The organism is Natrinema sp. SYSU A 869 (genome assembly GCF_019879105.1).
Taxonomy (GTDB): domain Archaea; phylum Halobacteriota; class Halobacteria; order Halobacteriales; family Natrialbaceae; genus Natrinema.
Genome location: NZ_CP082249.1, coordinates 998,340 through 1,019,855, shown reverse-complemented (window position 1 = coordinate 1,019,855; position 21,516 = coordinate 998,340). Strand labels below are relative to the sequence as shown.

Here is a 21,516-nt window from a genome sequence, read left to right as displayed (position 1 = left end):
TCTAGGCGAAACGTATTTAGTGTGGTTCTCGCTTGTTGAACTATGGACCCGCGCACGCAAGAGCGCGTTGAGGAGTGGGACTCCCGCCCGTTCAACGGTGGGTTCGATGGTCTCTCCGATCTCGCTGCCGCTGATTTCTCCGGTGCCGTGTCGGCAGTTGGCACGTGGTTATTCATGCTCAACGGCCGTATTATCGGCATCGTTGACGGCGATATCGAGGACTTCGAAACCACCTCGGGCACGCGGTACGAGGCACCCCACCCGTCGCTTCCTCTGCTCTGTGCAATGGAGGAACGCGGCGGCGAGACGCGAGCGAAATACTACACCAACGAGACGCCGCTCCGAGAGGTCGATAACACCCTCCAGAGCGGCTCGTTTACCGGCTACGTCGAACTGAGCGAGAACGTACTCAGCGGCGACTACTACGCCGTCTACTACGGTGGTCGCCGCATGGCCGCCGCCTATATCGGCAACGCTGAACGGCTACTCACCGGCGACGAAGCCTTCGAGCGCGCGGCTGACGAAGTCGGCATCTATGAGGTGACCGATGTCGAGATCAGGGTCACCGACGTACCGGGGATGGCCGACGCTGCCGCCGGCTCCGGATCCGTGGACGGGACTGATTCGACCAATCCGTCGGTGTCCGCCGTCGGTTCTAACGCGTCCGATCGGGACAGTTCCGGGTCCGAGCCGGCCGTCGATACGTCGGGCTCGGCGATCGATCCCATCGACGTCTCGAGCACCGAATCGACCAGCACCGCCGGCGCGACGGAGACCGATCCGATCGAGGACGGTACCGCGGACGACCCATCGTCACTGACGACGGATATCGATCTGACCGGCGAAGCATCCGGCATTACCGCGACCGACGACGCCGCGACGGAGCCGGAATCAACCTCGGCCGGAATCACCGATCTGGAGCCGTCCGATACCGATTCCGGTTCGACTCTCGATACCGATTCGGCTTCCGAACCTGATTCCTCCATCGGGACAGACCCATCCGACGACCACGTCGATCATCAGGACGGAGGTACCGAGCAAGTGTCGCAGGAAGATCGGACGACGGCTGACGAAACGGCCGGACCTGCAACCGACGACGCGCCAGAGCCGTCGACTGACGGACCCGCCGGCAGCGACTCGCCGGCCGGCGAGTCCGGCGCGACCGACGCCGAGCCGGTCGCCGGCGACGAGAGCAACCCGGCCGCAGCTTCGAACTCGGCCAACAGGGGCGAAGCCGAAGTGAACATCGATGTCACTCCCGCCGACGAATCGGAAATCGAGTCCGAGACTGACGCTGACACCGAGGCGGCGTCGGACTCGAGCCCGGACCTCGCGGAGGTCGAGGCGGCGGCTGAGGAGTTAGAGCGCAACGATATCTCCTGGGTCGACGAGGAACGAGATGGCGATCGGTCGGACCGACCGGCGGCCGACGAATCCGCCACCGAATCAGAGGACGCTCCCGCAGAAGGCGAAGAAGGGGATCTCGACGAGCAACTCGAGCGCGAAGAAGCGTGGCGGGAGACGCGACGCATTCCATCGATCGACCCGGACGACAGCGAACCGGCGGACACAACGGGCTCGAGCAAGAGCGATCGTCGCGCGCGGACGAACCGCTCATCCGAATCGTCGGCGAGCACGGACACCGTAGACGCCGCCGCATCGGACGGAACACAGACCGCTTCGAACGGCAGGGAGCGGACAGCGACGTCAACGACATCAGCCGCCTCGTCGGCCGCGACGTCGGCTGAGACTCGCGAGGACCGCTCCCAGGAGCAGACCCGCCAACAGGAGTCAGCCCAAGCACAGCCGGAGTCAACCCAACCACAGTCGGAGTCAGCGGCTGACCGGCAGACCGCCGAGCAGGAGCGACAACGGATCGAAGCACTCACCGAGAAACTCGAGGTGTTAGAGGAGCAACGCGATGCCCTCGCGACGAAGGCCGAGGAGCTGGAGGCCGAACGCAACCGGCTGCAGTCGAAAAACGACGAACTGTCATCGACGGTCGAGCGGCTCCGATCCCGGATCGAGGAACTCGAGACGGAACTGGAACGCGAACGGCAGCGGACCAGCGATCCTGACGCCGCGGGCTCCGAGGTACACGCTGGAACTCGGCTCTCGATCCAGCAGGCGCTCTCGGGGACCAACCTCTTCGTCCGGTACGCCTCGAAGAGCCAACCGACCCTCGAGACGGCCCACGACGGCGACGCCGATCGCAGCGAGGTCGCGTCAAACCTCCGGCTCGAACACCATACTCAGTTCGACTCGGCTGACGCCGCGGTCGATGGAGAGCCGTACGCGGACTTCCTCCCGTCGTCGATGGAGTTCCGGTTCGTCGACTGGCTTACCGCGGTCGTCCTCTACGAGATCCGCGACACCGGTAACGCTGACGGCCTGGCTGACCTCTATGACGCCATTCCCCGCATCGATCGGGCCGAACTCGACGCGACCATCTCGCTCGAGGACGACGATACCGACGACGTTCCCGATCAGGTGACCTTTGATATCGTCGTGTTCGACAAGATGGGGAATCCGCTGGTCCTCGTCACCCTCAATGACTCGCGAGAACCGGCGACCAAGGACATGCTCGGGGAGTTAGAAGAGGCTGCCTCCGCGGTCAAAGCGAACTATCCGGATCTCGCAGCCGCGTTCGCCGTCACCTCGAGTTACTTCGAGCCCGGCGCGCTCGAGGTCACCGAGCAGGCGACCAGCGGCGGGTTCCTCAGTCGTGGCTCGAAACTGAGTTACGTCAACCTCTCGCGCAAGGATGGCTACCACCTCTGTCTGGTCGAGTCGCGCTCCGAAGGGTTCCACATGAACGTGCCAGAGCTGTAGGCCGTCGAACGGACAACTGATTTTCCGGTTTTGACCCCCGCGAGCGGATCACACTGGTTCCAATCGATCAACCGCCCGACCGCCTGTTCTCGTTTCGGATCGGCATTTCGTTCCGGATTGACGGGCCACTAGCGATGGCGCGCGCTGTGTCGCGATGAGTGATGAACAACTCGCGACACGAACTGTGCGAGGTCGTCGCGAGTACAACGAGCGACTGCTTGGAAGACGCAACGCGGCTTCTACTGGCTGAGAAAGCGGTGCGAGGGGTGACAGACGAGACCCATAAGCGGCGAGCGCTAGCACGGAACCGACAGTCCCGCGAACCAGACGACTAGTGCGTGACCTCTGGTCTCGCAGACGGCGGCGGAGCCGCCGTGAGTAGAAATCGGCTGGGATGAGTGTAGCTCTCCTTGTGTCAGTGATAGCAGACTGCTCCTCGTCAAGATACGACCGTCTCCCGTTATCCGATCCGTTGTAGCTCCTATTCGACGTGGGACGTATCTCTCAACGCGGGGTCAGTAGCGACAGAGAAGCGATCCGCTCGCGGACCCGAAAACGGCGATAAGATGATTAGTCGGCGTCACACCGACTATCGATCGCGGGGACGGGCGACAACGTCCGAACTGGACAGAGACTACCCTTCGATCTCCGCGACGTCTTCGATCTTCATGCCGTCGAGCTTGTCGACGATGTCGTCGATCTTGCCGTCGAGTTCGTCGACGAACTCGGCGGTGCGCTCGGTCTTGATCGCACCCTGGCTCGAGGGCTCGATTAGGTTTTCTTCCTCGAGGACCCGAAGCGAGTAGCGAACCTTGTGGTGGGGGTAGCCCGTCTCGTTGGACATTTTGACGATCCCGATCGGTTCGTTCTCGATAACCATCTTCAGGACCTGGAGATGACGTTCCAGCATATCAACTTCCTTCTCGAGTCTATCTATCATGGCATTTGTTAACTTGTCTTTGGACCTTTTAAAAGTTACTCTCGGCGACTGAAAGGACCACTCTCAACTAAATGGTCGATCCTGTCAGTAGTTAACGTTTCCGATCCCGGTGGTCCCCGGAATCGTCGGCTCTCGGATCCGGTTAGCCCCGTGGGTCGCGAACGGCCGCGGAGCGGAACTCGGATCGCACGGTCGACCACCGTCGCCAGTCGTCTCGTTCCCTCGACCGAAGACGGTCGGTACGCGTCGTCTATCGATCGTTGGAACCACTCACATATATACTGGTAGCTCTCGGGACGAAAGCTGTCGACCGCCGGCTCGTCGAATCCGTTTGCTGACTGCCAGCCACCCGTATACCGAAATCTGTTTATCGGCCGGGCAAGAATCCGCCGCTGTTATGACCGTCACTATCGTCGGGTCGCAACTCGGCGACGAAGGCAAGGGTGGTGTCGTCGACCTCTACGGCGACGCCGCCGACGTCGTCGCCCGCTATCAGGGCGGGGACAACGCTGGACATACCGTCGTCCACGACGGTACGAAGTACAAACTGTCGCTCGTGCCGTCGGGTGCCGTCCGAGGGAAAGTCGGCGTGCTCGGCAACGGTTGCGTCGTCAACCCCGAGACGCTGTTCGACGAGATCGATACCCTCCGCGACCGCGGACTCGAGCCGGACGTCCGCGTGGCCGAGCGCGCCCATGTCATTCTCCCCTATCACCGTGCGCTTGATGGCATCGAGGAGGAGGAAAAGGAAGATCTCGCTGCCGGGACGACCAAACGCGGCATCGGACCGACCTACGAGGACAAGGCCGGCCGCCGCGGCGTCCGAGTGGGCGATCTGCTCGATCCCGACGTGCTCCGCGAGCGCCTCGAGTACGTCGTTCCGCAGAAGACGGCCCTCGCCGAGGAGGTCTTCGACAAGGAGACCGGCGAGGAGTTCGATATTGATCACCTCTATGAGACCTACCGCGAGTACGGCGAGCGCCTCGCGGAAGAGGACATGACCGTCGACTGTGGCACCTTCCTCCAGGACCGCATCGACGACGGCGACAACGTCATGCTCGAGGGGGCACAGGGGACCTCGCTCGACATCGACCACGGGGTCTACCCCTACGTCACCTCCTCGAACCCGACCGCGGGCGGCGCGACTGTCGGCACCGGGCTCGGTCCGACCGTCATCGGCGACGGCGAAGTCATCGGCATCGTCAAGGCCTACCTCTCGCGGGTCGGGACCGGTCCGCTGCCGACTGAACTCGGTGGCGTCGAGGACCAGACGCCCGACTACGACGCGGATCAGGGATCCAGCGAGGACGAAGAGGAACTCGCGACCTACATCCGCGACGAGGGTGGGGAGTACGGCACCGTCACCGGCCGCCCGCGGCGGGTCGGCTGGCTCGACATGCCCATGCTCCGCCACGCGGCCCGCGCGAACGGCTTCACCGGGCTCGCAGTCAACCACATCGACGTCCTGTCCGGACTCGACACGGTCGACGTCGGCCACAGCTACGAGTTCGACGGTGAGGAAATCTTCACGATGCCCCCGACGACCGAACAGTGGGGGCGCTGTGAAGCCACCTTCAAATCGTTCGACGGCTGGCCAGCGGTCGACTGGGCCGCGGTCGCCGAGGACGGCTACGAGGCGATCCCCGAAAACGCACGCACCTACCTCGAGTACATCAGCGACGAACTCGACGCACCGATCTACGCCGTCGGCGTCGGCCCGGGTCGCGAAGAGACCGTCGTCGTCGAGAACCCGTACGAGTAAGCCGCGAGGGGACGGTCGCACGCAACTCGCTCGTGCCGTTCCCGAAACCTTTTGCTGCAGGCGGCAAGCCTACGTAGTATGAAGGAGTCGTTACTGGACATTCTCTGCTGTCCGCTCGACAAACACGACTTGGTGCTCGAGGACGCCGAGTACGACGACGAGGAGGTCGTCGGCGGCGAACTCGTCTGTACCGAGTGTGGCGAGGCCTACCCGATCGAAGACGGCATTCCAAACCTGCTGCCACCGGATATGCGAGAGGAGACACCGGCCTGATCGGCCCCACTGACTATGTCCGGATCCGAGGTCACCGTCCACGTCAACCGCGGGGCCGCCGACGCGCTTGAGGCAGCGAGCGAGACGCTCGAAACCAGCGAGCCGTTCGCGGTCCTGTTATACGGCCACGAGACGCCCGCGCACGTTCACTGCCGTCTCGACGATGACCTCGAACGGATCGCATCGCTCGGCGAGACCAACTACTACGTCGAACCGGATACCGTAACCGCGGTTCCGGTCGCCGTCAATGTCGACGTCATCGACCGCCCCGTTGACGGCCGCCTCGAGGTACTGACCGGCTACGGTTCCGAATCGGTCTCGATCGGCGTCACCGTCGTCCCCGGGACGCCGGACGTCGATGTCGACGAATCGCTCGCCGAACCCGCTCGACCGGAGCCCGACCCGACGGCACTCGAACGGGGCGTCGACCGGTTCACCGCCGTAGGCGGGCTCGAGCCAGCGACGCTCGTTGTGCTCGCGCTCGGCGCGGTCGCGGTCGGTGTCGCAGCGCTGACGACAGCGACGATCGGTGGCCCCGTCGCGACCGCCGGGATGGGGATCGTCGTCGTCGGCGTTCTCGTGGCGCTATTCTTGCTGATACAGTAGCATCTTCGCCGACCGAGAGACGAAGGGCGTCATCGGTCGGCGAAGGCTATCGTCGCTACTGACAGTCACTGCACACCCGATCGCATGACAGCTATGCGATCAGCGTGTTACTCGTTTCAGTGGCTACTATACACTCAGAGCAGAGGTGGAGCCAGCGGGTCGGTGGTCACTCGTCGACCTGTGTCGCCTCGAGGTCGCCCTCGTCGTCGAACCGCTTCGCTCGAAGGTAGCGCGCCCGGTAGCGGTTCGCGCCGTCGTTGACGTCCGCCTCGCGGATCTCGTCGGTGTGACCCTCTGCGACCGCGTCGATTAGTTCTTCAAGCTGGTTGAGTTCGCTGGTCGTCAACTCGAGTTCGTAGGTGCGTTCCGACTCGGACTCGAGGATGGCCCACTTGCGAGCGGCGGCAATCACGAGCGAGCACGGCTCGCGGCAGGGGAACGGCCCGTCGCCGCCGTCGACATCGAGGTCGTCGCCCTCCTCGTACTGCCACTCGCGGCGGCGGAGACACTGGGAGTCGACACAGCAGGCCTCTACCATCCACTCGACGGCCTCGCGGGGGAGTTCGTCGATCACATCGTAGATCCCTGTCTGTCGCTCGGCGGTCTCGAGCCAGTGGTCAACGTCAAGGTTGCCCCGCAACTCGCGGTGCCAGTTGGCGACCGTCGCGGGATAGAAGAACTCGACCGTTTCGACGAGTTCGTCCCCCGAGAGGCCGGTAAACGTCCAGCCACCGGGCAGCGTCGGCGCGGTTTTCAGCGGCCGATACCGGCCGTCCTCGTCGTAGGTCGCGAGGTCGCGTGCATCGCGAGGGTCGTCGTAAACCTCGAGGTCGCCGAGATCGGTACCGGCGTCGTCGACGTGCCAGAGATCGTAGACGCGCTCGCCGTCGGGGTCGTCGATATCGACGAAGCGGGCAGTGATAGAGAGTTGGCCCCACTCGCGGTTGATGCCGTCGCGGAGCGCATCGTACCGTTCGTGGACTGGGAGCGCATCTCCGTCGGCATCCGCGTCACCGTCACCGTCGCTCCAGGGACCGGTCGTCGCTTCGTCCGGTTCGGCGTCCGTGACCGGCGCTCGCTCACACCACCGGAGGAAGGCCCGACGAGCGGTTCCTTCGCTGCCGATCTCCTCCTGCCAGTAGCGCCAGTTCGTGACGTACTCATCGGCGGATTCAAGCGCTTGACGGAGGTCGGTCTCGTTGAGGCCGGTCCACTCGTTGACCGGTGTCTCGAGGGTGTACTCGCCGTCGGTTTCCGCGACGTGTAGGCCGTCGAACGCGACGCCAGCGGACGCGCGTTCGAGCAGTATCTCGAGGTCGTCCGTCGCCACCGTCATGCGTCAGTCCCCCGCGCCCGCTCCCGCGTTCGGTTCTGGACCGGAGTCGGCCCCGGTTTCGGCGACCGATGCGGCGAGTTTCTGGACCGCCTCGCGGGCGTCGCCGATGTCGGCCCCGGCGTCGGCCGCCCGCTCGAGGAGGACATCGGCCAGCAGGTCCTCCGTGCCGACAGCACCGGTGTACCAGATCTGGTGACCGTCGACCTCGCTCGGCACGTCCCAGCCGAGCCGGTAGTCCTCGGTCAGCCCCATGTCCTCGGGGATGTCCTCCTGGGTGTGGTAACCGTCGGCGATGAACAGCGGGACGACAACGATGTCGTCGCTCTCGAAGTAATCGGTGACGTCGTCGACCTCCGGCTCCTCGTCCATGAACAGCGCCGTCACCTCGTCGAAGCGGTCGCGCTCGGCGATGCGGTCGCTGTGGTACTCGATGGCCTTCGCGGAGTTCTCGTTCCGGTCGGTACCGTGGCCGACGACCGTCAGCCCGAATCCGTCGCCGACGTTCGGATCCTCCGTCGCGGTCTCGGCCCGCTGGATGATCACGTCCGTCATCGCATCGTGGGTCCCGACCGGACCGCAGTAGTGGATCGTCTTCCCGACGTCCTCGGCCTCAAGCGTGGCCTGTGAGGCACTGGTACCGTCGGACTCCCACTGATCGGGGTCCCAGTCATCGAGTCGCAGTTCCCGCGGAATGATCTGCTCGGTGAAATAGCCCTCGCTGATGAAGAGCGGGACGACGAACACTTCGTCGGACTCGAGGGTGCGGATCACCTCGCGGAAGTGGGGTTCCTCCTTCCAGAACGCCTCGCGGACCTCGTCGAACGCGCCCGTTTCGCGGATCGTGTCCGCGTGGGCGTAGGTCGGGTCCGACGCGTCCGGATTCAGGTGCGATCCGTGTGCCGCGATGACCAGCGCTTGCATGGTCGATCGTTCGGACGGAACTGGTATATACCCTATGGAGATGCACAATAGTTCCTCTTCGATAGCCGAAATATAATTCTGGTTTGGATAAAATAGGGTCCGTAAAGCCGAACCAGTTCGGATGAACGACTCCGTCCCGGACGGTGTCACCACCCGTTCATCCCGAGACGGTGACCGGAGTTGTCGCCTTACAGGTCCGCTCTCTCGCTTGCAACGCCGCGGTAGCTGTGTACTCGCCCGGCTCGAGGTCGGACCATTCCGCCTCGTAAGTCGTCGACTCGCCGGGGTCGAGCGTTTCCGAACTGAGTACCTGCGCGAACATGCGCTCCTCGCTGAATCGCCAGACCTCTTCGTCGTCAGCTGCGAGCACGAACTCCGCCTTGCACGCGTCCGAGAACTCGAGTTCGACGGGCTCGTCGCCCGTATTGGTGACGGCGAATACGAACATCACGGCATCTCTGGACCCGTCAGCCGGCGTCTCGAGCGATCCCTCGAGGCTCATGACTCAGGTTTGGCGGCCGTCGTGGATAGGTCTTCCCCGTGGCCCGAAACAGGAGTGCAGTGTCGCGCTATCTCGAGAGGACGACGTTGTCAAGGTAGCTCGTGTCGTCGCCTGACCGGTACTCGCCGCGAATTCGGAGGGCCTCGAGATTACCAAGGACCTCTCGGAGCCGCTCTTCGGTGGCAAGTAGCTCTTGGCTCGTCAGATTGATCCAGGTCGCGTCGGCCGAAAGCGGCACCTCGAAGTCGGTCCACTCCTCGCCCGGCGTGCTCTCGGGGCCGCGGAACTCGTAGACGAGTTTCGTGTCACCGTTTGCGAGCAGAACGTCACCGCCTTCGACCGGTTCGGCGTCGAACTGGCGGTCGATCTGGACCTGCCGAACGTCGAAGGAGAGGGAACCGCCGTAGAACTCCTCGCGGTCGCCGAGGAACTTGAACGGCGCTTGATAGTACCAAGCGACTCCGCCCTGATTTTCCTCGTCGCTGACGTGGCCGCCGGAGTTGCCGCCGCTCTCGCGGTAGACCGGATGATTGCTCCCTCCGTTCTGCGAGATGAGCCAGCCGTCGCCGTCCTCGTCAAACGTGCTCTCGACGCGGTCGACCGACTCGGGACCGGTACCGGCGTCGATATCGTCAGCGTGAATCGTCTTCGTGAACTGTTCAGTTCCCTGTTCGTCGTAGATGCCGATCGTCAGGGTCTCACCCGATTCGTCGACATCGACGGTGCCGAAGTTGGCGTACTCGCCCTTAGCGAAGAACTCCGTCGGGTTCAGCGCCGGATAGAGGTCGTCGGGTTCGCCCGCCGGCGCGCCCAGTGGTCCAGCGATGGCCTCAAAGAACTCGAACTCGCCGTCGTCGTCCGGATCGAACGCGCCCACGACCGACTTGTGAACATCGCCGGCGACGACGACCAGGTTCGAGACCGGTTCCGTCCGGACGTGCTCGACGACCTCGAGCAGTTCCGCCTCGTAGCCGGTTCGATCGGCCGGCGTCGCCCACGAGTCCGACGGATAGCCAAGCGGGGCCGGCGAGGCGAGGACCTTCCAGGTCGCGTCGGAGCCGGCGAGCGCACCTTTCAGCCACTCGAGTTGCTCCTCGCCGAGCAGCGTCTTCGAGTCGAGTTCGACGTTCGGATCGCGGTACTGGCGGGTGTCGATGACGAACAACTCGACGTGTTTCCCCCAGCGGAACGAGTCGTAGAACCGATTTGACTCGCCGGGATCGGCCCCGTCGTCCCGGTCGAGCGGCCAGTACTCGCGGAAGGCCCGCCGACCCTCGGGCATCAGCGGCTCGATTGGCCCCGCGAAGTTGTTGATGACCTCGTGGTCGTCCCAGACGGTATACACCGACGTCGTCTCGAGCAATTCCCGCAAATTCGTCCGCTCTGCGACCGCTTCTGGCGGATCGCGCATCTCCTTGTACTTGTCCCGATAGATCTCGAGGGCGTCGTCGATCGGCGTATCCTCAGTGATCTTCCCGGCCGGCGTCTGCGCGTCAGCGTAGATCGTGTCGCCGTGATACAGGAAGAAGTCCGGCTCGCGCTCCGCGATCGTCCGCAATCCCGGGAACGGCGGCTCGATAGGATCGTCACCGTAGCCCCACGTGTCGCCGCTCCAGGCGAAGGTGACGCTCGCTTCGTCGTCAGGGGCCGGTGCGGTGACGAAGGTCCCGCTTTCGACCACATTGGGGATCAGATCGTCGGGAACGTCGCCGTCGGCCGGCCCGTTTCCGCCTTGACCGCCGCGTTCCGGATTCTCACCGGGGCCGCGCCCCGTCTCGAGAGAGTCGTCTTCGCGCGGTCCGCGGCCGTTTTTACCTGCCCCGTCCGAGTCGGGTTCCCGTCCACCGTCTCGGCCTCGAGCGCCGTTACCGTCGTCTCCGTCGCGCAGTGTTCGATACGCCGTCTCAGACCGCGTAGCCCAGACGTGGTACCGATACCGGGTCCCGGACTCGAGGAACTCGAGTCGGACGCGGCCGGTGTAGTCGGTCTCGGGGTCGACCGTCGTTCGATCGTAGCCGACATCGTCGAACGACCCGTCGTGGCCGTACGCGATATGGATGGTCGCGTCGCCATCCGCACGTCCCCAGATCGTCGCCGTCGTCGCCGTGACGTCGCCCGCGGCGACGCCGTGCGTGAGCGCGACGAGGTCTCTGTCGGCATCACGTTCATTGACCGTCGATTCGCCTGACTCGGGATCCGCGGTCGCGGTGCCGACGAGACCGGTCGACGCCGCGGCTAGTCCGATCGTCTGCAGAAACGTTCGCCGATCGTTCGTCGTCGAATCCGCTCGTCCGTTGGAGTGTGTACCCGACATATCTCCGATAGATACACCCCCGAACTAGCACAATATCTTGTATATTTTATATAAATTGGAGTGTTTACAACACGAATTAACAACTTCGTCGTCGTATCGGTATGTATTCGACAGTAGCGACAGGGACCGTATCCCTGACGCCGAGACACGAACGGAGCCCGTCCATATCCCGAGAGCGCTACGTCTATTTGCGCCCGACTCGAAGGTGGCGGCGTGCAACTGGTCGGCTACGAACCGAGTGGACGGGGATCGGCGCTGCTGATCAGCGACGGCAGCGGCGATGTCGACCACCGCCCGCTCGAGGCCGGCGACGACCTCGCGTACGCGCTCGAGGATCGCCACTGTGCTGGCACCATCCATGACGGCGAACACGTCTCCTGTAACCGGCCGTCGGTCCCCTACTGCGACTACCATACGAGCACGTGGGTCTGTGCGCGCTGTACCGGCACCTGCCTGAAAGACGAGATGGACTGTTACGAGGAACACGCCGTCTACATCGCGGCTTTCGCCCCGGACACGTTCAAGGTCGGCGTCACGAAACACCGGCGACTCGAGACCCGCCTGCGCGAGCAGGGGGCCGACCGCGCGGCTCACGTCCACACTGTCTCGAACGGCCGGATCGCCCGCGAACTTGAGGCCGAAATCGCGACCCGGCTCGTCGACCGTGTTCGAACCGGCCCGAAGGTCGCCGCGCTCGCGGCCGACATCGACGAGGACGCCTGGGAGTCCGCCCTCACGGCGTTCGACGTCATCGACCGGTTCGAGCTCGACTACGGGATGGAGCTTGCGGCTCGCCCGGTACGTGAGACGATTGCCTCGGGAACCGTCGTCGGCGTCAAAGGTCGGCTGCTGGTCCTCGCAAACGGCGGGACGACCTACGCCGTCGACATGCGCGATCTGGTTGGATACGACCTCGAGGCAGGCACATCGGATCAGGATCTCCAGTCGTCACTCGGATCGTTCGAGTAACGACTAGTAATCATCTCCGTTCGGTAGAGTGGGAACCGGTTAAACGAGTATTCGACCGTCCCCAGTGGACTGACAAGGAGAGCGATCTACTCATGCTGGCAACAAGGCGATGCCACACCTACCCCAACCGAGTTCTCCTCACGGGCGCTGTGAGACGGTTTCACCGTCGTCTCACGAGTGCTTCGAACCCGTTCGACTGCTCGCGGAACCGGGGTTCCGCGCTACCGCTCACTCACTACGTTCGTTCGCTCATCCACCGGAAGACGCAGTGGTCTTCCGAGCAGTCACTCACGAGTTCGCGACGACCTCGAACGGGTTCACGCAGCGGTTCGCTGTGCTCACGGTTCCCTGCGGTCACCGTTCGCCAATCGAGGACTTCGTTTCGCTCCATACCGATCAGCCGGAGACATACTCGAGTTTCGTATCTCCCGTCGGGCCCCAGGTCGCCCGTTTCTCCTCGTCGACGCCATACTCGATGCTGTAGGGCGTTTCTCGTCGCCAATCGTTCGCGGTGAGATGCTCTCGGACCTGCCGCGTGGCAACGTCGTAGTGAGCGCCGCGGTGGAGATACGCGTACTCTAGATCGATGACGTCTAGGTGTGCGTGGATCGCCACTTGGTCCGCATCGAGTTCCCAGATGTGGACGTGAGTCCACTCGTCGCCCAGCCGCGGCCGGCGAACCGAGTAGTTCGGGGCGACGAGTTCCTCGCTGTCGCTGTCCCACGCCACGGTCTCCGCGTTGGGAAAGACTCGCGTCCAGCGCGGATTCTCGAGGCCCGTAAACTCGGCTTCGATCGCAGTGAGCGCTCGTTGCTCGCCCGGAACGGCGACATGCATGGTGATCGGCATCGTGACGTCCCACCCGCCGTCACCGTCCGGCTGATACACGCAGCGAGGGTAATCGGTCTCCCACTCCGTCTCAAGAACGGCCGCTGAATCCGTCGGTCCGGCGACGACGCCCGTCTCGCCGACGGTCGCCACCGACGTTCCAATCCCGACGATCGTCTCCAGTCTTGTCGGCCGCGTCATCGTACACTCCGTTGGCGTTCGGAGACCGACCGGTAGCCGCGTTTTCGTGTCCTCTGAACCATGCTGACTCGGATGTCTCGATTCGACGCCGCCGCTCACAATCGTTCGGCCTTCGTGCTCGTGGTGGCGATGGCCCTCAAGGTCTGTCGTTACCCGTGCAATCACACACTCACGGACCGATCCCCTCGGCGGGAACCTCCGTCTCGCAGTTCGGACACGACGCGTGCTCGTCCGACCCGGTGTATGTCCACGTTTGCCGCACTCGTGGCAGGTGAGCTCGACCGACTCCGACGCGTCCTTGACGTCGGTTTTCAGTCCTCGAAGCCGCGAGACGGCGGCGTCGAGATCGGCGATCGAAGTGTCGTCGATCGGGACGCCGCGCTGGTGGTCAGCCGCGTCGCCGATCCCGTCATCGTCCGTCGAGACGAGCCAGTAGTCCGCTCGTTCGCCGTCGCTCGCGTTGACGATCGCGTACGGCCCCTCGCTGACGATCGGTTCTCGGTCGGATCGGTCGTCGTCCATACGATGGGTACCGGATCCTCTCGGGTCGGTTTTGTGCAAGCATTGATCGCCGAGTGAATACGGGAGACGGTCGCACGAGTATCCGAAACATGGCAACCCTTTTCCCTCACGCAACGGAATCCGATAGTATGACGGACGAAAACGAATCCCCCGACGGAGACGCAGGCGAGGAAAGCGAGGAGAAATCCTTCCGCGAACGCGTCGAGGAAATCCGAGAGAAGCGAGCCGAGGAAGGCGAGGGCGAGGGTGAGCCCCCGAGAGTCCGTTCGGCGGCGGCGGCGGCGGTGGCGGCCCCGGCGGCCCCGGTGGCATGGGCGGCAACCCGTTCGCGCAGATGATGGGCGGCATGATGGGCGGCGGTGGCGGCCCCGGTGCCGGTCCTGGTGGTCCCGGTGCCGGCGGCCCGAGCGCTGGCGGACAGGACGAGAGCAACGAAGAACTCGTCCGCGAGGTCCGACAGATGCGCGACGAACTCCGCGACCAGACCCGCGCGCTGAAGCGTATCGCCGACGCGCTCGAGGACTAACGGCTGTTCACTTCGTTTTTGTCGTTTTTACGCCGACCAGCGACGGCGCTATCGACGCGTCTCGAGAACGAAGATCGACCTGTTACTGTCTGACCCGAAGCCGGCCGTGGTCGTCGTATCGGAAGCCGGCAGCTTTGAACGCCGCCTTCGCTGCGCGGACGTCGACCTCGCCCTCCGAGCCCATGAACGGCGTTTCGGGGTCACTACCATCCCACTCGAGGCTCTTGGGTACCCACTCGTCGGTGACGGGGGTTGCGACGGGGCTGGCGTAGCCGTGGAATATCTCGCCAATCAACCACTCCTTGTCGAGTAACTGTGCGATCACCCGCCGGAACCGGTAGTTGCTAAATGGTGCGTCGCGGGTGTTGAATCCAAGACAGTAAAACGACCACGATGGCGACTCGAGCAACTGTACGTCGTCGGACGTGTCGACACCGCCGATATCAGTGGGGCCAAGCGGGAGACTCGTTACGTCGGCGTCACTGTTTTCGACAACCTGTGCCGCCGTGTCGCCGCTCGGGTGGATTCCGACGGAGTACTCGTCGACAGTCGGTTCCGGGAGATCGACGGACGGGCGACGTGTGAAGTGGGAATCGAACCGCTCGAGCGTCAGTTGGGCCCCCTCGGTCCGACTGTCGAACTGGAACGGGCCGCTACCGATCGGCGGGATGTTGTTCGTGACGACGGCCTCCGTGGTCCCTTGAGCAATGCTGGGGCTACCGGGTCCCATGACGTCGGTCGCCCGATCACGCCAGAGATGGGCGGGGAGTATCGGAACGAGAAGCGCGCGTTCGCCGACCGCCGGCGACGTTTCAACCGTGAGTTCGATGCGGTGGCCGTGGTGGATATTGATCGATTCGATGGCGTCGACCTGTCCCCGGTACAGTGGTGCGGGCGAGGCCGTGTCGTGATCACCAAGCGAGGTATCCTGGAGGAACCGATACGTGAAGTCAATATCCTCGGCGGTCAACGGCTCCCCGTCGTGGAACTCGCAATCATCACGGAGGACGACATCGACCGTCCGGCCATCCCATTCCCACGATTCTGCGAGCCACGGCTGGATAGCGCCGTCGCCGTTCTGGGTCGCCAGCGAGTCGTACAATAGATCGGTGATCGTTCCGCGATGACGGTAGTCGGTCGCGATCGGATTGAGGTTCTCCGTCAGCCTGGCGTCAGTGTGGGCAACTCGGAGCGTATCGACGCCGTTAGCCGGCTCGAGACCGAGATAGCCGTGGCGTGTCGCGAGATGGCCTTCTTTCCAGCCGTCGAGCCGATTCGTCCTGACGACCCGGTGTTCCTCGGGGATACAGATCGGAACGAACGGCTGTTCGGTCGCGATCTCCTCGAGCATTGCTGTGACGGCTTCGCGGCGCGCATCACCCTCGGCGTTGCGCTGGTCCTTGAGGAGTTCGTCGATGTTTTGGTTGGTGAACCCGAACGGGTTCTGCCATCCCGATTCATCGATATACCGCGAGTACAACGCCTCGTAGAGGAAGTCGGGATCGGTCCCGCCCGGATGACGTCCGATGCAGATATCGAACTCGTGGTTGTACAATACGGCTCGGCGGAACTCGATGTCGGATCGAATGTCGAGGGAAACGTCGACTCCGACGGCCTCGAGGTTCTCCTCGAGGTGACGGGCGATTCGAACGGGTTGTCTGTCCGCGTCCGCCGGGACCGTCGTGATCGTCACGGAGAGCTGCTTGATGTCGTCCGACCTGACGATGTTCCGAACCTGGCGGAGACAGCCGCTGCTCGAGACGGTCAGTCCGGCCGTCGCTGCTAACATGGCACGACGACTGAGGGCTCCGCTATCACCGCCGCGGTTATCTCGATTCGGGGCGGCCCGTCTCCTATTCATTTCGTTCGTTTATCATAGTTGAAGAGCCATGATATAACAGTATTGCGCTCTCCCAGATTGTAGGAGCGCTACCGATCGCTTGCTAGAGGGCAATTCGTAGCCACGTCGTTGCGGCTATCAATCGTGTTCCCGGTCTATTGGGCGGCACGACATCGCAGTTACTCGCTTCGTTCCATCCACGGTATCCAGTCCTCGAACTGCTGGAGTCGCTCGTCGAGGAGTTCGGACACGGACCAGCGATCAACGAGTCGATCCGAGAGGATGACACTGAGGGCTGCGAGAAGCATTCCGGCGATCACGTCGATCCCCCAGTGGATTCCGAGGAACATCGTCGAAATCGCGACGCTGGCCGCCAGCACGATTGCGACTGGGAACCACTTCGGAAACGCCGAGCGCGTTATCGCTGCGAACGTCGCGACGGTCGCCGAGAGCGAGGTGTGAAGCGACGGGAAGACGTTAGTGTTACTGTTGACCTCGCGGGTAAGATATTGATACTGTGGATTGGTATCAAAAATCATCCTTTCTGCGACTTCGGCGGGCATCACGTTTCGGGGGCCGTACGCGATAACGAAGATATAGAGAACGAGCCCGATCACATAGTTGAGCGCGTACGCTGCCAACAACCGACGAAACAGTCGCGTATCTGGCAGTGTAAAGTACGCGATAACTGGGAAGATGAGCAGGAAGACGTAGCCGTAGACGTAGATCGTCGTGAAATACGCCGTCGTCTCTGGGGTCGCGATTGACTTGAAGATCAGGATAAACTCCCCTCGATATTGTAGAAACTCGCAGTGAGATGGTATCCGATCTCTCGGGAGAGCCGCGGTGCACGTTGTCTGGCGAAGCGATTGATCAACAAGACGACGAGCAAGACGGCGATAGCCGGTGCTGACGTTTTGAGTCGGGTTCGCCACTCCGACCGCGTCTGTACGAGGCGCTCACGGCCGATGAAGAGTGCTACCGAGATCGGGATAAGGAACCCGATCACGACGACGAGTTGAATCAGCACATCGGCGAGCATCGCTCCTAATAGCCTCCAAGTAGTCGCCCGTTATCATCGTATCGAAACCCGGCTCGCTCGAACGCCACCTTTGCGGCGTCGACATTGAGGTCGCCATCAGTGCCGGCAAACGGCGTCACTGGATCGTCGCCATCCCACCCGAGGCTCTCGGGAACCCACTCATCGGTCACCGGCGATGCGACGGGCGTTGCGTTCCCGTAGAACACGTCCGTCGCGATCGCCTCCTTGTCCAGTAACTGCGTGATCGCCCTGCGGACGTGGGGGTTGCTGAAGGGTGCGTTTCGGACGTTGAATCCGAGATGATAGAACGTTCGCGACGGGGACCGGAGCTGCTCGAGTTCCGACGAGTCGGGAATTGCTGGCACCGAGTGTGCACTGAGCATCGTCGCCGTGACATCCGCCCCACCGTCTTCGACTCGAGTGATCGACGAGTTGCTCGCGGGATCGACGGTGAACTGCACTTCCTCGACCGTCGGTTCGGGGAGTTCGACGTCGTCCCGAAGCGTAAAGTGGTCCTCGAAGCGCTGGAGGACGAGGGACTCGTCTTCGGATCGACTGTCGAATTGGAACGGGCCGCTGCCGACGGGTGGGATATTGCTTCCGGAGACGACTGTCCACCGTCCCTGCGGTGCAGTGAAATCATCGCCCGTGGCGTACTTATCGATCAGTTTGAGCCAGATGTGTCTGGGCAAAATCGGTACGGTAAACGCCCGCTTGACAGTCTCTTGGCCGCCCGTCACGGTGACCGTGAGCTCGCGGTCGCTGTCGACCGTCACTGCCTTGATCACGTCGGCATACCCTCGGTACCGCGGTGCCGGTGACGCGACCGGTGCCCGACCCCACGACGTATCGCTGAGGAACTTATAGGTGAAGGCGACGTCCTCGGCGGTCACGGGTTCACCGTCGTGGAACTGACACTCCTCTCGAAGTGTGACCGTCGCCGTCCGCATCGTCTCTCCATCTGCTGTCTCGGAGCCCGAACCCATCGTTTCCTCCGGGAAATCCCACGACTTGGCGAGCCATGGTTTGACTTCACCCTCGTGTTCGGTCCCCAGAGAGTCGTAGAGCAGATCGATGGTCGTCCCGCGGTTCCGGAACGTCGCCGAAAGCGGATTGAGGTTCCGGGTCATCCGACTGTCGGTCACGAGCGCGTGCAGTCGGTCGACATCGTCCTCGGGCTCGAGGCCCAGATAGCCGTGGCGGGTTGCGAGGTGGCCCTCGCTCCAGCCGTCGAACCGATTCGCTCGGGCGACGCGATGTTCCTCGGGAATACAGATCGGGTCGAACGGTTTTGCCTGTGCCAGTCCCGTTAGGACGGACTGGACGTGTCGTTTGCGTTCGTCACCGTCGGTTTGCCGCTGGTTCTCAAGATGCGTATCGAACGCCATATTGGTGAACCCGAAGGGGTTCTGCCGACCGGCTTCGCTCGCATACGTGGAGTGGAGGGCCTCGTAGAGGAAGTCGGGGTCGTAGTCGGCGGGATGGAGTCCGACGTAGCAATCGAAGTCGTGGTCGATCAAGACGGTCTCTAGTAACTCGGACCGAGACCGCATATCCAGCGAGACATCGATACCCACCTTCTCGAGGTTCGCCTCGAGCCGGCGGGCGATCCGGATGTTTTGTCGGTCCGAGTCTGCTGGAACCGTCGTGATGGACAGCGAGAATTGATCGTCTCCGTCCTGATCGACGACGCTCTGAACACGATCAATACAGCCACTCATCGTGAGGGCCGCCCCGGTTACACCGGCAGCCAGAAACGACCGTCTGCTCACGCCGTCGTTAGGGGAGGGCTTTCGACTCATACCGTTATGTAACACCTCTTCTCATTTGATATATAACATATTGCGTATTACAAACGAATACGTGGCAGGGTAAAGAATCTTTTCAATCAGCAGCATAGTCCTCTTAACTGTATTCTGACGTGGGATTGACTAACAGACAGCCTCCAGCGAACGCGGTCGACTCCATCACACCGTCGGAGCGCAACATCAATAGGTCGACCGACGAAAAGGTGGGCATGGACGTCGCTGTCGAACGGATCGAGCGACTTCACGGCCTTGCTCGAGCGGCGGCAGCGGACGGTTCGGACGATCGGGCCCGATACTACGTCCGGCTCGCCCGGCGGGTCGCAGAGCGAAACCGGCTGACGCTGCCGCGGGAGTTTCGTCGGTTTACCTGTGACCGGTGTGACACATACCTCCGCCCAGGAAAGAATGCCCGTGTGAGAGTACGGGACGGCCACGTCGTTATTACCTGTGACTGCGGTGCACACGCGCGGTATCCCTATGAGGAGTGATTGCCGTTTCGCCCCGGGTTCGGTGTTCTCGACCGGGTCTTCAATCAGCTTCCGAATCGGGAAGATTGAAGCGCCTTGGTTCGTTATTCGGGTCCATGGATAAACAGGAACTCAAGCAACAAGCACACGATCTCGACGTCACCGTCTGGGTTGGGAAGAGCGGTATCGACTCGGTCGTCGACGAACTCGACGACCAACTCTCGAGCCGGAACCTCGTGAAAGTGAAATTCCTCCGTGCTGCCCGTGCAGGGAGTTCGACCGAGGAGAAAGCGGCGGACCTCGCTGAGCGCGTCAATGCCGAGCTAATCGATACGCGCGGCCATACGGCAGTCGTCCATCGATGAACGGCGGCGGGATAGTCCCGTTGCAAGCCCTCGGTCCGATCGGTCGTAGCCTCGATGAGTTCGGACTCACCGTCGCGCAGGCCGCTGCCGCGGAGAGCGCAGTTAAGTTCGCCATCGCGCTCGTCGCGATCTGGGTCGTCGGCCGAGCGGTCGTCTTACCGCTTGTCAAGCGAACGTTCGATACGCGCGGGATCGACGAACACGCCCAGAACCCGCTGTTGATGCTGACGCGGTTCGGCATCGGGTTCGGTGCCGTTGCGGTCGCCTTCGGGTTCGCCGACTACGGAAACTTCCTCGTCTCGATGGCCGGCATCGCGGCGGCCGGGGCGCTCGCGATCGGGCTCGCAATGCAGGACGTGATCTCGAACTTCGTCGCGGGTGTCTTCATCTACACCGACAAGCCGTTCCGCATCGGCGATTGGATCGAGTGGGACGACGGCACGTACTCAGGCACCGTCGAGGACATCAGTCTCCGAGTAACTCGCGTGCGAACGTTCGACAACGAACTGCTTACCGTGCCAAACTCGGCACTCACCGACGGCGTACTCAAGAACCCCGTTGACGCCGACAAACTCCGGCTAAAGTTCATCTTTGGGATCGGCTACGACGACGACATCGAACGGGCGACCGAGATCATCGTCGAGGAAGCCGAGCGCCACCCTGACATCATGGACGACCCCGCGCCCTCGGTCCGACTGACGGAACTTGGCGACTCCGACGTTGGCCTCCAGTCCCGGTTCTGGATCTCGAACCCCTCCCGTTCCGACTTCGTTCGAACCCGCGGGGAGTACGTCACCGCAGTCAAACAGCGCTTCGACGAGGACGGGATCGACATCCCCTACCCCGTCCGCACCCTCGAGGGCGGTTTCAACCTCGAGAGCGGGCAAAGCGTTGTACAGCCCGCCGAATAATCCGCAAGGAGGAGGTAGGACCAGACGGCGTGTCGTAGCCATGCTACATGCCAGTCTTCTCACCGCTCGTTATTTCGACTCGATTTCGTGTAGTCTCCTCGAACTGTGACATAGAGGAGAACTCCAATTACCCCGGGACCGAGCCCAGCGAGCAATAAGAAGACGATGCCGACGGCCCACTGCCACGCCCAGTTACTCCCTCGCGCTTTCGCATCCCGGTAAATCCGCCTGCCGACGATACTGAGTACGATCGCCACTGCCGCGAAATAAATGGTCAGTTCGATCGGGCCGAGAGGGAGTTGCAACAGACCTACCAACATACATTTTGGCATCGGTAGAACGTATATAACCCCTGACAAACGGAGAACCGCGTTACAGGATCCGAATCGAACACGACTCGAGGATCGAGGAGTTCGATGGCCGAGAGCGCGGCTCGAACAACGGTGAGAACCGCGTGACTCTACGGAAGAGCACGTTTCTTGAGCGGCGAGGGACCTCGGTCCCTCGAGCAGTCGGCGCGAAGCGCCGACTGCAAGCGATTCCGACGGAAT

Annotated in this window: 17 protein-coding genes and 2 pseudogenes; 9 read left to right on the top strand and 10 right to left on the bottom strand. The window is 62.7% G+C overall.

Features of this window, described 5'->3' with window-relative positions:
- Positions 1-42: 42 nt before the first annotated feature.
- On the top strand, positions 43-2,832 hold the full coding sequence (locus K6I40_RS13210; protein WP_222919504.1) for a transcriptional regulator: 2,790 nt from the start codon (positions 43-45) through the stop codon (positions 2,830-2,832).
- 634 nt (positions 2,833-3,466) lie between these two features.
- Here the strand turns inward: K6I40_RS13210 and K6I40_RS13205 are convergent.
- Positions 3,467-3,772 (bottom strand): hypothetical protein, encoded by a 306-nt coding sequence (locus tag K6I40_RS13205; RefSeq protein ID WP_006429686.1) that lies wholly within the window; start codon positions 3,770-3,772, stop codon positions 3,467-3,469.
- Between the two features lie 397 nt (positions 3,773-4,169).
- On the opposite strand from K6I40_RS13205, the gene K6I40_RS13200 reads away from it, so the two are divergent.
- From K6I40_RS13200 to K6I40_RS13190, 3 genes are all read left to right on the top strand, one after another.
- Positions 4,170-5,534: an adenylosuccinate synthase gene (locus K6I40_RS13200; protein ID WP_222919503.1), complete on the top strand. Its 1,365-nt coding sequence runs from the start codon at positions 4,170-4,172 to the stop codon at positions 5,532-5,534.
- A gap of 78 nt (positions 5,535-5,612) precedes the next feature.
- Positions 5,613-5,807, top strand: coding sequence for a methytransferase partner Trm112 (locus tag K6I40_RS13195; protein ID WP_222919502.1), 195 nt, complete (start codon positions 5,613-5,615; stop codon positions 5,805-5,807).
- 15 nt (positions 5,808-5,822) lie between these two features.
- On the top strand, positions 5,823-6,413 hold the full coding sequence (locus K6I40_RS13190; protein ID WP_222919501.1) for a hypothetical protein: 591 nt from the start codon (positions 5,823-5,825) through the stop codon (positions 6,411-6,413).
- A 166-nt stretch (positions 6,414-6,579) separates the two neighbouring features.
- On the opposite strand, the gene K6I40_RS13185 is transcribed toward K6I40_RS13190, so the two are convergent.
- From K6I40_RS13185 to K6I40_RS13170, 4 genes are all read right to left on the bottom strand, one after another.
- Positions 6,580-7,749, bottom strand: coding sequence for a DR2241 family protein (locus K6I40_RS13185; RefSeq protein WP_222919500.1), 1,170 nt, complete (start codon positions 7,747-7,749; stop codon positions 6,580-6,582).
- 3 nt (positions 7,750-7,752) lie between these two features.
- Complete coding sequence (locus K6I40_RS13180; protein WP_222919499.1) at positions 7,753-8,670, bottom strand: CbiX/SirB N-terminal domain-containing protein; 918 nt, start codon at positions 8,668-8,670, stop codon at positions 7,753-7,755.
- Positions 8,671-8,827: 157 nt separating this feature from the next.
- Positions 8,828-9,172 carry a BsuPI-related putative proteinase inhibitor gene (locus K6I40_RS13175; protein WP_222919498.1) on the bottom strand — a complete coding sequence of 115 codons (345 nt, stop codon included), beginning with the start codon at positions 9,170-9,172 and terminating at the stop codon, positions 8,828-8,830.
- A gap of 67 nt (positions 9,173-9,239) precedes the next feature.
- Positions 9,240-11,486, bottom strand: a complete 2,247-nt coding sequence (locus tag K6I40_RS13170) for an alkaline phosphatase D family protein (RefSeq protein WP_222919497.1) — start codon at positions 11,484-11,486, stop codon at positions 9,240-9,242.
- 213 nt (positions 11,487-11,699) lie between these two features.
- On the opposite strand from K6I40_RS13170, the gene K6I40_RS13165 reads away from it, so the two are divergent.
- Positions 11,700-12,455 carry a DUF2797 domain-containing protein gene (locus K6I40_RS13165; protein WP_222919496.1) on the top strand — a complete coding sequence of 252 codons (756 nt, stop codon included), beginning with the start codon at positions 11,700-11,702 and terminating at the stop codon, positions 12,453-12,455.
- Between the two features lie 235 nt (positions 12,456-12,690).
- Here K6I40_RS13165 and K6I40_RS13160 read toward each other — a convergent pair whose 3' ends face one another.
- On the bottom strand, positions 12,691-12,846 hold the full coding sequence (locus K6I40_RS13160) for a hypothetical protein (protein ID WP_222919495.1): 156 nt from the start codon (positions 12,844-12,846) through the stop codon (positions 12,691-12,693).
- A gap of 5 nt (positions 12,847-12,851) precedes the next feature.
- Complete coding sequence (locus K6I40_RS28415; RefSeq protein WP_255682020.1) at positions 12,852-14,006, bottom strand: hypothetical protein; 1,155 nt, start codon at positions 14,004-14,006, stop codon at positions 12,852-12,854.
- 128 nt (positions 14,007-14,134) lie between these two features.
- Between K6I40_RS28415 and K6I40_RS13145 the strand changes: the two are divergent.
- A pseudogene (locus tag K6I40_RS13145) lies at positions 14,135-14,532 on the top strand (hypothetical protein).
- An 82-nt stretch (positions 14,533-14,614) separates the two neighbouring features.
- Here K6I40_RS13145 and K6I40_RS13140 read toward each other — a convergent pair.
- The 3 genes and pseudogenes from K6I40_RS13140 to K6I40_RS13130 all read right to left on the bottom strand — a co-directional run bounded on the left by K6I40_RS13140 (position 14,615) and on the right by K6I40_RS13130 (position 19,216).
- Positions 14,615-16,321 carry an ABC transporter substrate-binding protein gene (locus K6I40_RS13140; protein ID WP_222919494.1) on the bottom strand — a complete coding sequence of 569 codons (1,707 nt, stop codon included), beginning with the start codon at positions 16,319-16,321 and terminating at the stop codon, positions 14,615-14,617.
- 230 nt (positions 16,322-16,551) lie between these two features.
- Positions 16,552-17,414 (bottom strand): annotated as a pseudogene (locus K6I40_RS13135) (phosphatase PAP2 family protein).
- A 5-nt stretch (positions 17,415-17,419) separates the two neighbouring features.
- The gene (locus K6I40_RS13130; protein ID WP_255682018.1) at positions 17,420-19,216 is read right to left on the bottom strand and encodes an ABC transporter substrate-binding protein; all 1,797 of its coding nucleotides are present in this window, start codon (positions 19,214-19,216) and stop codon (positions 17,420-17,422) included.
- A 215-nt stretch (positions 19,217-19,431) separates the two neighbouring features.
- On the opposite strand from K6I40_RS13130, the gene K6I40_RS13125 reads away from it, so the two are divergent.
- From K6I40_RS13125 to K6I40_RS13115, 3 genes are all read left to right on the top strand, one after another.
- Complete coding sequence (locus K6I40_RS13125; RefSeq protein WP_222919493.1) at positions 19,432-19,710, top strand: ribonuclease P protein component 4; 279 nt, start codon at positions 19,432-19,434, stop codon at positions 19,708-19,710.
- 95 nt (positions 19,711-19,805) lie between these two features.
- Positions 19,806-20,054, top strand: coding sequence for a YhbY family RNA-binding protein (locus K6I40_RS13120; protein WP_222919492.1), 249 nt, complete (start codon positions 19,806-19,808; stop codon positions 20,052-20,054).
- A complete protein-coding gene (locus K6I40_RS13115; RefSeq protein ID WP_222919491.1) occupies positions 20,051-20,965 on the top strand; it encodes a mechanosensitive ion channel family protein in 915 nt (304 codons plus the stop codon). Before K6I40_RS13120 ends, K6I40_RS13115 begins: the two co-directional genes overlap by 4 nt.
- The last annotated feature ends 551 nt before the right edge of the window (positions 20,966-21,516 follow it).

What these genes read in the sequence shown, in the direction of transcription:
- K6I40_RS13210 (WP_222919504.1), top strand. Translation starts at nt 43, where the DNA reads ATGGACCCGCGCACGCAAGAGCGCGTTGAGGAGTGGGACTCCCGCCCG.
- K6I40_RS13205 (WP_006429686.1), bottom strand. Translation starts at nt 3,772, where the DNA reads ATGATAGATAGACTCGAGAAGGAAGTTGATATGCTGGAACGTCATCTC.
- K6I40_RS13200 (WP_222919503.1), top strand. Translation starts at nt 4,170, where the DNA reads ATGACCGTCACTATCGTCGGGTCGCAACTCGGCGACGAAGGCAAGGGT.
- K6I40_RS13195 (WP_222919502.1), top strand. Translation starts at nt 5,613, where the DNA reads ATGAAGGAGTCGTTACTGGACATTCTCTGCTGTCCGCTCGACAAACAC.
- K6I40_RS13190 (WP_222919501.1), top strand. Translation starts at nt 5,823, where the DNA reads ATGTCCGGATCCGAGGTCACCGTCCACGTCAACCGCGGGGCCGCCGAC.
- K6I40_RS13185 (WP_222919500.1), bottom strand. Translation starts at nt 7,749, where the DNA reads ATGACGGTGGCGACGGACGACCTCGAGATACTGCTCGAACGCGCGTCC.
- K6I40_RS13180 (WP_222919499.1), bottom strand. Translation starts at nt 8,670, where the DNA reads ATGCAAGCGCTGGTCATCGCGGCACACGGATCGCACCTGAATCCGGAC.
- K6I40_RS13175 (WP_222919498.1), bottom strand. Translation starts at nt 9,172, where the DNA reads ATGAGCCTCGAGGGATCGCTCGAGACGCCGGCTGACGGGTCCAGAGAT.
- K6I40_RS13170 (WP_222919497.1), bottom strand. Translation starts at nt 11,486, where the DNA reads ATGTCGGGTACACACTCCAACGGACGAGCGGATTCGACGACGAACGAT.
- K6I40_RS13160 (WP_222919495.1), bottom strand. Translation starts at nt 12,846, where the DNA reads ATGGAGCGAAACGAAGTCCTCGATTGGCGAACGGTGACCGCAGGGAAC.
- K6I40_RS28415 (WP_255682020.1), bottom strand. Translation starts at nt 14,006, where the DNA reads ATGGACGACGACCGATCCGACCGAGAACCGATCGTCAGCGAGGGGCCG.
- K6I40_RS13140 (WP_222919494.1), bottom strand. Translation starts at nt 16,321, where the DNA reads ATGTTAGCAGCGACGGCCGGACTGACCGTCTCGAGCAGCGGCTGTCTC.
- K6I40_RS13130 (WP_255682018.1), bottom strand. Translation starts at nt 19,216, where the DNA reads ATGAGTCGAAAGCCCTCCCCTAACGACGGCGTGAGCAGACGGTCGTTT.
- K6I40_RS13125 (WP_222919493.1), top strand. Translation starts at nt 19,432, where the DNA reads ATGGACGTCGCTGTCGAACGGATCGAGCGACTTCACGGCCTTGCTCGA.
- K6I40_RS13120 (WP_222919492.1), top strand. Translation starts at nt 19,806, where the DNA reads ATGGATAAACAGGAACTCAAGCAACAAGCACACGATCTCGACGTCACC.
- K6I40_RS13115 (WP_222919491.1), top strand. Translation starts at nt 20,051, where the DNA reads ATGAACGGCGGCGGGATAGTCCCGTTGCAAGCCCTCGGTCCGATCGGT.